Source organism: Brachyspira pilosicoli (assembly GCF_019402445.1).
Taxonomy (GTDB): domain Bacteria; phylum Spirochaetota; class Brachyspiria; order Brachyspirales; family Brachyspiraceae; genus Brachyspira; species Brachyspira pilosicoli_B.
On the sequence record NZ_SRZM01000325.1, the window covers coordinates 1 to 12,013 of the forward strand.

General features: G+C 27.5%; 12 protein-coding genes and 1 tRNA gene. 6 read left to right on the top strand and 7 right to left on the bottom strand.

Going from position 1 to position 12,013, the window contains the following annotated elements:
• The 5 genes from E6A48_RS10085 to E6A48_RS10105 form a co-directional block, all read right to left on the bottom strand.
• The coding region (locus E6A48_RS10085; protein WP_368858899.1) for an aminoacyl-tRNA hydrolase at positions 1–265 on the bottom strand (265 nt) is incomplete at its 3' end.
• Entirely contained in the window at positions 262–861 is a 600-nt protein-coding gene (gene pth / locus E6A48_RS10090) for an aminoacyl-tRNA hydrolase (protein WP_219710080.1), read from the bottom strand. The genes E6A48_RS10085 and pth, both read right to left, overlap by 4 nt.
• A gap of 28 nt (positions 862–889) precedes the next feature.
• On the bottom strand, positions 890–1,486 hold the full coding sequence (locus E6A48_RS10095) for a 50S ribosomal protein L25 (RefSeq protein ID WP_219710081.1): 597 nt from the start codon (positions 1,484–1,486) through the stop codon (positions 890–892).
• A 26-nt stretch (positions 1,487–1,512) separates the two neighbouring features.
• On the bottom strand, positions 1,513–2,466 hold the full coding sequence (locus E6A48_RS10100; RefSeq protein WP_014932685.1) for a ribose-phosphate diphosphokinase: 954 nt from the start codon (positions 2,464–2,466) through the stop codon (positions 1,513–1,515).
• 24 nt (positions 2,467–2,490) lie between these two features.
• A tRNA-Gln gene (locus tag E6A48_RS10105) sits at positions 2,491–2,562 on the bottom strand.
• A 227-nt stretch (positions 2,563–2,789) separates the two neighbouring features.
• On the opposite strand from E6A48_RS10105, the gene E6A48_RS10110 reads away from it, so the two are divergent.
• From E6A48_RS10110 to E6A48_RS10125, 4 genes are all read left to right on the top strand, one after another.
• Positions 2,790–3,173: a RidA family protein gene (locus E6A48_RS10110; protein ID WP_219710082.1), complete on the top strand. Its 384-nt coding sequence runs from the start codon at positions 2,790–2,792 to the stop codon at positions 3,171–3,173.
• A gap of 98 nt (positions 3,174–3,271) precedes the next feature.
• Positions 3,272–4,129 (top strand): DUF368 domain-containing protein, encoded by an 858-nt coding sequence (locus E6A48_RS10115; protein ID WP_219710083.1) that lies wholly within the window; start codon positions 3,272–3,274, stop codon positions 4,127–4,129.
• 85 nt (positions 4,130–4,214) lie between these two features.
• The gene (locus tag E6A48_RS10120; RefSeq protein ID WP_219710084.1) at positions 4,215–5,492 is read left to right on the top strand and encodes a tetratricopeptide repeat protein; all 1,278 of its coding nucleotides are present in this window, start codon (positions 4,215–4,217) and stop codon (positions 5,490–5,492) included.
• Between the two features lie 13 nt (positions 5,493–5,505).
• Entirely contained in the window at positions 5,506–6,546 is a 1,041-nt protein-coding gene (locus tag E6A48_RS10125) for a tetratricopeptide repeat protein (RefSeq protein WP_219710085.1), read from the top strand.
• A gap of 49 nt (positions 6,547–6,595) precedes the next feature.
• On the opposite strand, the gene E6A48_RS10130 is transcribed toward E6A48_RS10125, so the two are convergent.
• A complete protein-coding gene (locus E6A48_RS10130; RefSeq protein ID WP_219710086.1) occupies positions 6,596–6,961 on the bottom strand; it encodes a helix-turn-helix domain-containing protein in 366 nt (121 codons plus the stop codon).
• A 253-nt stretch (positions 6,962–7,214) separates the two neighbouring features.
• Between E6A48_RS10130 and E6A48_RS10135 the strand changes: the two genes are divergently transcribed.
• Both E6A48_RS10135 and E6A48_RS10140 read left to right on the top strand, forming a co-directional pair.
• Entirely contained in the window at positions 7,215–8,015 is an 801-nt protein-coding gene (locus E6A48_RS10135) for an undecaprenyl-diphosphate phosphatase (protein WP_219710087.1), read from the top strand.
• Positions 8,016–8,035: 20 nt separating this feature from the next.
• Positions 8,036–11,641 (top strand): FtsK/SpoIIIE family DNA translocase, encoded by a 3,606-nt coding sequence (locus E6A48_RS10140; protein ID WP_219710088.1) that lies wholly within the window; start codon positions 8,036–8,038, stop codon positions 11,639–11,641.
• A 70-nt stretch (positions 11,642–11,711) separates the two neighbouring features.
• Here the strand turns inward: E6A48_RS10140 and E6A48_RS10145 are convergent, their stop codons facing one another.
• Complete coding sequence (locus E6A48_RS10145; protein ID WP_219710089.1) at positions 11,712–11,861, bottom strand: hypothetical protein; 150 nt, start codon at positions 11,859–11,861, stop codon at positions 11,712–11,714.
• Positions 11,862–12,013: the final 152 nt, after the last annotated feature.

A 12,013-nucleotide genomic window follows, 5' to 3' on the forward strand; every position in this document is an offset into this window, starting at 1 on the left:
CTATTATATCTTCTGGTTTTATATTGAAAAATTTTGATATATAAATTGCAGATTCTCCAGAGAGATTCATGAAAGTTTGAGGTTTTAATAGTATAAAATCTGTGTTATTAAGTTTTGCTCTTGTGAATAAAGACTTTTTTTTATTATTATCGAATTTAAGAGATAGGTTTTGTGCTAATTTATCAATAATAATAAAACCTATATTATGTCTATGATTTTTATATTCTTCACCCGGATTTCCAAGTCCAATTATAAGTTTAGTCATAGATACTTCTTTTTAGATGTTTTATTATTAGATTCAAATAAAACCTTGCATATAGCATCAACTACATCATCAGTTATATCTTTTATTTTTTTCCTTTCATCTTTAGTGAAAGGTGATAAGACGAAATCAGCTATTTCTTGACCTTCAGCAGGTGCTCCTATACCAATTCCAACTCTAGTGAAATTATTACTTTTTAATGACTCTTCTATGCTTTTTATACCGTTATGCTTTATAGGACCTTCTTTTTCTTCATTGTCATTATCATCAGCATCGCTTTTAGCAATTACAAGTTTAAACTCGCCCACAGGAATATTCATATCATCATATATAACGATAATATCATCAACAGCAATCTTCATAAAGCTAGCCATATATAAAGCAGCCTCACCAGAAAGATTCATAAAAGTTTGAGGTTTTAGGAGAAGATATTCAATTTTACCATATTTAGCCTTACCAAATACAGTTTTCTTTTTTTTAATATCTAATTCTACATTAAGTTTCTTGGCAACCTTATCTAGTATCATATAACCAACATTATGTCTATGATTTTGATATTCGCTTCCAGGATTGCCAAGTCCCATAACTAATTTCATCATAAAATAAGATTATCCTGTAATTTTATTATTATGCTTCAGCAGCAGCACCTTTATTAGGAGTATCTTCATCTTGTGTAGTAACAACAGTAACAACAGCTTTAGAGCCATCACCTACAGGGTCTACACCTTCTGGGAATTTAATATCACTTATATGTAAGCTACTTCCAACTTTAAGTTCTGTAACATCAACAGTAATTTCTCTAGGTATAGAACCAGGGAAAGCTTTTATAGGTAATTCATATTCAACTTGCTCTAGTGTACCACCACCTAAACGAACACCTTCAGGTATTCCTTCAATACGAATAGGTACGAAAGTTTTGATTTTTTTGTTTCTATCTATTTCATAGAAATCTATATGTCTGATAGTTCTTTTAATACCATCTAATTGATAGTCTTTAACTAGAACTTCTCTTTTTTGATCATTTTGTATATCTAAAGTAATAATATCATGCTGTCCAGCTAAAGAGAATATTTTTACGAATTCTTTTAATTCTACAGCAATAGAATATTCTTTACCTCTTCCATAAAGAGTAGCTAAAGCATATCCGTCATTAATTAGTTTATGACCAACGCTTTTTTTAGTAGTATCTCTTTGTAAAGCTTTAATAGTGTAATTTTCACTCATTTTTGTTTCCTTCAAAAAAATAATATTTACTGATCAAATAAAACGCTTATAGAACGTTCTAAATGTATATATTTAATAGCATTAGCAATAACAGGAGCAACAGAAAGTACTTCTATTTTGCTACCTAATCTGTCTGTCATTACTTTTAAGCTATCAGTAATATAAAGTTTTTCTACTTCACTGGCATTGATTCTCTCATAAGCATCACCAGAACATACTGCATGAGTTATAAATATATATATTTTTCTCATACCTGCTTTTTTAAGAGCTGCAATACCTTTAAGTAATGTTCCACCAGTATCAATAATATCATCTATAATGATAGCATCTTTACCTTCTACATTACCAATAACATTCATAACCTCGCATTCATTAGCTCTATCTCTTCTTTTATCTATGATAGCAATGTCGAGATTAAGAGTTTTTGCTATAAATCTAGCTCTTCCTACACCGCCTATATCAGGAGAAACAACCATAGCATTTGATATATCTATATCCTTTCTTATTTTTTCTAAGAAAACATTTTTAGAAAGCATATGATCAACAGGTATATCAAAAAAGCCCTGTATTTGAGCAGCATGCAAATCAAGAGCTAAAACCCTGTGAACACCAGAAGCTTGTAGGAGATTAGCTACTAATTTAGCAGTTATAGGTACTCTAGGCTCATTTTTTCTATCTTGTCTAGAATATCCATAATATGGTATAACAGCAGTAATTCTTTTAGCACTAGCTCTTTTTAAAGCATCTATTACACAGAATAATTCCATCCAACTTTCATTGCTGGAAGGTCTTCCTGTAGGCTGAATTATGTATGTATCTTTGTTTCTAGCAGTTTCTTCTATTTGAACGAAAGTTTCACCATCAGCGAATTTGCGTATTTGCATATTGCCCAATTTAATACCTAAATTATCAACAACATCTTTAGCAAGCTGAGGGTTAGCTGTACCGCTTAAAACTAATATTTCTTCTTCTATACCCATAATTACAACCACATTAAAGAAAAGTTGGGGTGGGAGGATTCGAACCCCCGAATAAATGGACCAAAACCACTTGTCTTACCGCTTGACGACACCCCAGTATTGATTTTTTTATTTCTAAAAGCTTATGAGTACTGAATTATACTACATAATAAAAAATTGTCAAGAGCCTTTATTGTTAATTAGTAAATATATTTTATATTTTTATTATATAAAATAGTATGAAGTTTTATATTATTTGCTTGATATTTTGTAAAAAATTATTATAATTCATTCAATAAAATGGTGATTAAATTAAATAATATAAAAAAAAAGGAGAATTTTTTATGGAGAAAAAAATAATAAAAACTCACAAAGCACCACAAGCTATAGGACCTTATTCTCAAGCTGTTAAAAGTGTTAATTTTATATTTGCTTCAGGTCAAATACCTTTAGACCCTGTTAGCGGTGCTATGGCTGAAAATAATATTCAAGCACAAACAGAAAGAGTAATGGAAAATATTAAAGGTTTATTGGAATCTGAAAACTTAACTTTTGCTAATGTTATTAAAACTACTTGTTTCTTAAGCGATATGGCTAATTTTGCTGCTTTCAATGAAGTATATGCTAAATACTTTACAGAAAATCCTCCTGCAAGAAGTACAGTAGCTGTTAAAGCTTTACCTAAAGATGCTTTAGTAGAAGTTGAAATTATAGCTGTTGTAGAGTGATTTTACTATTAAAGCCATGTGTTTTTATACATGGCTTATTTATTTATAAGCACTTAAATAAAAAATAAATTATAAAAAATCTAACAAAAGAGAATAAAATGAACATAAGAAATTATATATCTTACCTTATTAAGGGTATGGCTATAGGTGTTGCTAATGCTATACCTGGCGTTTCTGGAGGTACTATAGCATTTGTACTTGGAATATATGAAAACCTTACTTATGCTATATCTACTTTGCCTACTGCTATTATTAAATTAAAATGGAAAGAAGTAGGGGATAGCTTAAAAATATTAGTGCCAGTCTTTTTAGGAGCTGGTGTTTCCATAGTACTTTTTTTAAATATTATCAATTATTTATTTCAATATTATCCTGTACCTACTAAAATATTTTTTGTAGGGCTTATACTTGGTTCTTTTCCTTTTATCACTAAAACTGTAGATAAATTTGATTTTAAAGTATTTATATCTTTTTTTATAGGTGCTTTTATAATGGCTATATTTGTTTATTTTGATATTAATAAGCCTGCTGGAGAAACTACTTATACTGGAGATTTTTCTATATTTTATGGAATTAAATTATTTTTCTGCGGTGTAGCTGCTGCTGTTGCTATGGTGATACCTGGTATATCTGGCTCTTTGCTTTTATTAATATTGGGTGAGTATGAGAATGTATCTAATCTTGTATCTACTCTTACTAAAAATTTTGCTAATGTATATCCATTGATATTTTTAGGTCTTGGAGTTGCTATAGGAATTTTTACTATATCTAAACTTGTTACTATTGTTATACAAAAACATAAATCTGTATTATTTGGTTTTGTACTTGGTATAATAGTAGTATCTTTTTTAAGTTTATGGCCTAATATTACAACTTTAAGTTTGGGAATGCTTACAGCAACAGTTTTATCTATGTGTTTTGGTTTTTTAATTGCTATAGTTATGGAAAAAATATAAAGTTTTTATTTATTTTTTTATGCTATAGTGTAAAATTTATAATATATGCATCCGACTATTATAATAGTACAAAGAGGATAATAAGATGAAAAGATTAAAAAACAATAAATTATATCTATTATTAACTTTAGTATTAGTAGCTTTTGCATACTTATACACTAGTTTGATTGCTCAGACCTCTTCTGATAGAATTAGTATAGAAAATTATAATGATTTGCCTAACTCTAGAAGGCTTGTAACTAAACTTAATATTAAACATATAGAAGAAAATAAAGTGGAAGTAAGTTGGGTTGGTATTTATCATCCGAATTTGATGTATTATGTTTATAGAAGTGAAGATCCTATTTTAAGTAAAACAGTGCTTACTAATGCAAAAGTGGTAGCTTCAACAAAAGCAACTAACGCATCTACTACATATACTATCTATGATAATTTACCTAAATATGATAAATATTATTATGCTGTAATATCATATATAGATAATATTAACTTTTACACTGCTACAGAAAATATGGATTTGATGCAGTTTGAATATTATGATCCATTTAAAAATGATATGACTAATATCAATAATGAAATAAATACTAATGAAATCATTACTAATAACATTATTACAAATGATATTATAACTAATGACCTTAATACTAATAATACTTACTTTACAAATGATATGCTTACAAATATAGTAAATAGTAATGATTTTTTAAGTTATTATCCTAATACTAATTTATTTGATACAAATTATAGTATATTACCTCCTACAAATTATGTTGATCTCTATTACACCACTAATAGAATAGATTCAAATAGAGGAATAGTTTTTAGTACAAATTATTACAATTATACTAATTATTATAATTTGACTAATAATTATACTAATTACTATAACACTACTAAAATATATATAATTAATCCTACTAATGATTCATTGACTAATGAAATTAATACTAATGATTTTGTTACTAATGACTTTACTAATCAAAGCCGTATGGTTGAAAATGTTACTAATGAATTAAAGGTTACTAGTTTTACAAATGATAAGAATGAAAATATTGTTAATGTTGAGATAAAAAAAGATAATACTAAAAAGACTCCAACTGAGTATCAAAGATATAGCTCTGAATATCAGAGGGCTTTGGCTCAATTTAAGGCTAATAATTATTCAGGAGCTATTGCAACTTTAGAGCCTATATCTAGAAAAAAAGTTGATAGTGCTTTATATTATGATATTAATTTACTTCTTGGTAAATCTTATAAAAATGCTGGAAGAAAAAAGAACGCTTTAGATACATTGAAAAAAATAAAATCTATTAATCCTAATGAAGTTAATTTCTGGATTAATCAAGTTTTAAGTGATTTATAATAAAGGAGAGATTATGAAAACTTATGCAGCAGTTTTAGCTTCTGTTATTACAGTTGTAGCTATATTGATAGGTGTTTTTATTACTAAAGTTTCAACATTGTCTTCTCCTGAAAGATATTTTCAGAAAGGAAAAAGATATTATGAATTAGAAAATTATAATGAAGCTATTAATAATTTAAATGAATATTTGTCTATAGACAGTAGGTCAAAACCTGTTAGCAATGTAGCTGAATCTTATTTTATTGTAGCTGATTCATTAAAGAAAATGAAAAATTATAATTTAGCTAAAAATCGTTTATCTGAAATAATAGATGGCGTAGGTTTTGAAGCTTATCAGCTTGATGCTATAATAGCTTATGCCGATATAGCAAGATTACAAAACAGTGCTGATCAATATATTATTGCTAAATTACAGAATAATTTAAAACCTTCTGATAAATCTTTAGCTTCTACTATAAATATGCAATATGGATATCAGTTGTTCTTTGAGAAAAAATATGGTGAGGCTTTAAGTTATTTTTTAAGGTCAGATGGCGAGTTAGCAGTTTTAGGAAGAGCTAGAGTTTATTTTGCTATGAATGAATATGACAGAGCTTTTGAAATATATGAAGATTTCTTAAAATATTATAACACTAGCATATATTATAATGAGGTTTCAAGGACTTATCTTATTCAAGTGCCTGCTATAGCTCATAGAATGTATGTTGAAAAGAATTATGTTAAAGCTAGAATGTATTATAATAAAATAGCTACTCTTTTCCCTAGAACTAAATATCAGGAAGAGGCTTTATTTAAAATTGGTGAGTCATACTATAACGAGAAAAATTATAATAGTGCTGTAGATTATTTTAATAGAGTAAGATTAAATAATGTTTATACTCTTGATGCTGAAGCTTTGCTTTATATTGGTTTATCATACTTCAAAGTTGGAAGATATTCTGATTCTTATAAAGCTCTAGATACATTTGTTAATACTTATCCAGATAATCCAAATGTTTCAAGAGCTAAAGACTATATGGCTGCTTTACAGGAAACATTATTAGCTATTAATTAAGTTAATAACTTTTAATAAATAAAAAGACCTTGAGCAGATTAATTTTTGTTTAAGGTCTTTTTTTATTGTTTTCTGAACTTGATAATTTGTTTATATCATCTATTAAATTGGATATAATATCTAATTTATTTGGCTCAACTTTTTTTAATTTTTCATAAGTGTTTAGAAGTTTATCATCTCTATTTTCTAAGTTACTGCTTTTTATAGTTAATAAACTTTCTGGAGTTGTTTCTAAGGCTCTTGCTATTTTATTTAATCTTTTTACTGATATATTTCTATTACCAACTTCTATGCCTTGCAAATACTTACTTGAAACACCAGCCTGTTCTGCTAGAGCATCTATAGTCATTTTTTTGCTTTTTCTAAGTAATCTTATGTTGTAACCTAAATTATATAATAAGATTTCATTTTCCATATATAAAGTCCTTTTGTAATAGAATATTTTATATTATATGAATTTTTAATCTTTAAAAAAACAATATATAAGTTGTATATTGCATAAAAATACCTATTTTTTTGTTTGAAATGTAGTAGATTTATATTAAAAAGTTACTCTATAAAAATATTAATTAGAGTTTACATAATTTTTTTGTGTTGTTTTTTTAAAACTATCCGAGAATTATAACAGTATTATGTAAACAATTTATAAAGAATAGGGGTAGTTTTTAATGGTAAAAGCAATTATATTAGGATTTATTCAAGCGGTTACTGAATTTTTGCCAGTGTCTAGTTCTGGACATTTAAGAATAGCCGAATCTTTTCTTAATTTTAACACAACAGAAAATATATTATCTTTTGAAATAGCACTTCATTTTGGTACATTTTTAGCTACTTGTTTAGTGTTTCGTAAAGATATTATTAATGCAATAGTTGGATTTTTTTCTGGATTAAAAGATGTTAAGTATTCAAGTAAAAATAATGAAGGTTTTAGAGTTGGGCTTATGGTAATTATAGCTTCAATACCTGTTGCTATAGTGGGATTATTTTTAGAGAAGTATTTAAGTAATATTGATACAAAGAGAGTAGGACTTAATCTTATTATAACAGGCTCTATACTGCTTCTTACAAAAAAAGCTGATAGAGGAATTAATAAAGATGCTCTTACAACAACATATTATAATGCTTTATTAATTGGTTTTGCTCAGGCTATAGCAGTTTTCCCTGGAATATCAAGGTCTGGTATGACTATAAGTACGGCTTTATTTTTGGGACTTAATAGAGATTTTGCAGGTAGGTTTTCTTTTTTAATATCTTTGCCTGCTATATTTGGTGCTTTGCTTCTTTCGTTAAAAGATTTAACAGACTTTAATATTACCTATGTGATAGTTGGGCTTCTTACTTCTTTTATATTTGGAGTTATTGCTTTAAAGTTTTTGATGTCTTTTCTTAAAAAAGGAAAGCTTTATTACTTTAGTTTTTACTGCATAATAGTTGGTTTAGCTGTGTATATATATTTTTTTAATGCTTAAAAATAGCTGGAGTTTTTATAATGTTTACTAAAAGAAAATTAAACATACAAAAAAGAGCTGAGAGTAAAAATGTTTATCAATCATATGATGATAAAAATAGAAACCCTATATATGATATTATTGGATTTTTATGCATACTTTTTGCGGGTATATTAATTTTATCATATTTGAGTGCTAACATAGGGGAGATGAATACTACACTCACAACAAATAATTTACTTGGTAAGTTTGGAGCTTATATTGCTGAATATTCGTTTTCTGCTTTTGGAGTTTCTTCTTTTGTAATACCTGCATTTTTTATATATGCTGGAGTAAATATTATATTAAAAAATTCTGTTAAAAATATTTTGATGTTTGCTCTTCTTTTATCATTTGTGATGATGTTGTCTAGCATACTTCTTGATATATTACTTGGAGATAAAGCATTTTATTATAAGGGTGGAATAATGGGAGAAATTATAGGAGGTTCTCTTGCTTCATTATTTGGAAATATTGGCTCTATTATAATAACTTCTGCTATACTTCTTATTACTATAATAGTATTTGCTAAAGTTTCATTGCTTGATTTAGTTAATTATTGTAGAGATATGGTAAAAAAAATAGATTTAAAAGATGTTGAGAGAAAAATATCTGATACTATAAAGACTAAAAAAGAAGAGATGAAAAAATATGAAATGAGGGAAGATGAAATAACAAAAGAGGGAGATGAAAAAAATTATAAAAAAGAAAATAATAAAAAAAGTTCTTCTCTAGAGTACTTACCTATATTTAGTAAAAAAGAAGTATCTGATTTTGAGTTTAGCAATACTCCATTTATAGAAAAGATTTCTTTCAATCATTATAATTCATCTGAGAGAAAATATAATAAAAATGAAAATATAAATGATAATCTAATGGACGACTTTTTTAATAAGAGAAATGATTTTGATGATGCTAAGAATAAAGAATTAGATTATATGGTTGAGAGTTTAAATAATTTGAAAAGAGATAATTATGGAAGGATTAATGTTAATGCAATAGAAGATAGAGAAGAGGATATGGGCAATTCTTTATTTGAGGCTGCATTTGGAAATAATGTAAGAACTGATATAAAAAAAAAAGAAGATGCTTTCAATCAATATAATGAATTAAAACAATATGATGATGAATATAATAAAAATGTTCATGAGGCAATAGAAAATATTGATTGGGATTTTAGCATTAACAGAGCCAAAAAGTCAGATTTTAAAAAGGCTGCTTATGAGGGTAGTGTTAATTATTATGATACAACAGAAAATTATTTGAAGGCGGCAAATAGTATAAATAGCGATTATGATGAGAACATTATACTTGAGAATATATATAAAAACAGAGAGAAAAAGTTTAAAGAGTTAAATAATAATGATGAATTAGAAAATAACAAAATAGAATATATAGAAGATTTAGATAAATTATATAAAGAGTATAAAGAGAAAACTCTAAAAAAAGAAAATACTATAAATCATCAATCTTTTAATGATTTAAATAATACTAATGTTTCATATAAAACTAATAGTTCTATTAAAACTGATAATAAAGAAAATATATTAGATAAACTAAGAAGAGTTGCTAATGAAAATAAGCAATTAAAAGAGATGTATGACAGAGAGCATGGCAAAATAAAGAGAGGAAGCAGCAACAAAGAACAGTTAAATTATTTAGAAACAACAACTAATAAGAGTAGCCATTTTGAGTTTCCTATGGGTTATGCTTCAAAGAGAGCTTATAGAAGAGAAGACCATATACCGAACTACAATAACAATAATATTATTGATGATGATAGTATATTAAATTGTTTTGATTTGGACGAAGAAGAGCTTTACAATGTTGATAAATCTTATAATGATATAGAAGATATAAAAATAAAAGATGATTTGAGAGAGCTTCATAATTTTTCAAATGATTCTAAATATTATGATAATATAACTAATAATGAAGAAGAGTATGATGTTGAAAAGGAACTTCAAAAATATGCTGAGAAGTTAAACTCTATAGAAGACATAAAAAATGATAATGAAACTAATAGCGGTTTTATAAATATAGAATCAGAAAAAAAAGTAAACACATTAAAAGAGCCTCAAAAACCAATATTATATAAAAATCATAAAAATGATTTTGACTTAATACAATCAAACTTTGACAGCAAGTATGTAGACAAGCATTATAAAGCTCCTCCATTTGATTTGCTTAATAGGTCAATTCCTGTAAATGATAATGCAATGCTTGAATCTATAAAACAAACAGCAATACAATTAGAAAACACATTGCTTGATTTTAATATAGAAGCTAAAGTTACAGGAGTATCAAGAGGACCTGTTATTACAAGATATGAGCTTGAATTAGCAGCAGGAACTAGAGTTTCAAAAATATCAAACTTAACAGACAATATTGCTTTAGCACTTGCTTCAGAGAGTGTGAGAATAATAGCACCAATTCCAGGTCGCTCTGTTATAGGTATAGAGATACCAAACAAGGTGAGAAATGCTGTGTTTTTAAGAGATGTATTAGAAAGCAGTGATTTTAGGCAATCAAAGCTTGATATACCATTTGTACTCGGAAAAGGAATATATGGAAACAATGTTGTATCAGATATGTCTGAAGCTCCTCACTTACTTGTTGCTGGTACTACTGGTTCTGGTAAAAGTGTTTGTTTATCTACAATAATACTTTCGCTTTTATATAAGTTTAGACCTGATGAGCTTAAGTTTATATTTGTAGATAAAAAGAGAGTTGAGCTTTCTATATATAACGGTATACCGCATTTAATGTCTCCTGTTGTTTCTGATGAGAAGAAGGCTACTATAGTGTTGAGATATATTGTAGACATAATGGAGAAAAGATATGAAAGAATGGAGAGATTCTTCGTTAGAAATGTTAAGACTTACAACGAAAAAGTAAAACAGCTTCTTAAAGAGGGAGAGACAGAGTTTAATGGAGAGCCTTTGGAGTTATTTCCATATATAGTTTTAGTGATAGATGAGCTTCACAATTTGATGGTTGTTGCATCGAAAGAGGTTGAGGATTTAATATCACGTTTGGCTGGTATGAGTAGGGCTGTTGGCATACATTTAATAATTGCCACACAAAGACCTTCTGCAGATGTTGTTACTGGAGTTATAAAGGCTAATTTGCCTACAAGAATTGCATTCCAAGTACCTAACAAAACAAACTCACGTATTATAATAGATATGTCTGGAGCTGAGCAGTTACTAGGTAAGGGAGATGCTTTATTCTGTGCTTCTGGAAGTCAGATGCCTGAGAGGGTTCAGGGAGCTTTTGTTTCTGACAATGAAGTTAAGAAGGTGGTTGATTATTTATCTGGCGAGATGTCTCCTATGTTTGATGAGAGCTTGATTGCTGCATTAGAGGGAAGCGATGATGACAAAAACACTGATGAAGAGGATATATTAGACGAAGAGCTTTGGGAAGATGCTGTTGAGCTTGTAGCAAGAACGGGTAAGGCTAGTGCATCATTCTTACAAAGACGTTTAAAAATAGGTTATAACCGTGCTGCTAGAATAGTGGAGATTATGGAGCGTCAAGGTATTGTTGGGCCAGAAAATGGTTCTAAGCCAAGAGAAGTTCTAATTACATTAGATGATAGATAATAAGATTTTAAGGCTCGTTTACAGTTGGTAGGCGGGCTTTTTTTATATGCAAAGTTTATATAAAAAAAAATTATTTGGAATTGTTTTCTACTATTTTAGTTATATATTCATCATCTTGCAATCTGTTGTTTATATTATCTTCTTTATTATCTTTATCATTGCAAGAAACAACAAAACTAAATAATATTAGAGCTAGTAATAATAATATTTTTTTATACATAAATACTCCAAATATTACTAAATATTATTTAACATACTTCTATATTATCGGAATATGTATTATACAAAATTAATTAAATTATTTGAAATATATGTACAAAATATTTTTTATTTTTAAAATAAAAAAGTTTTGAGAGTTCAACTCCTTTTATA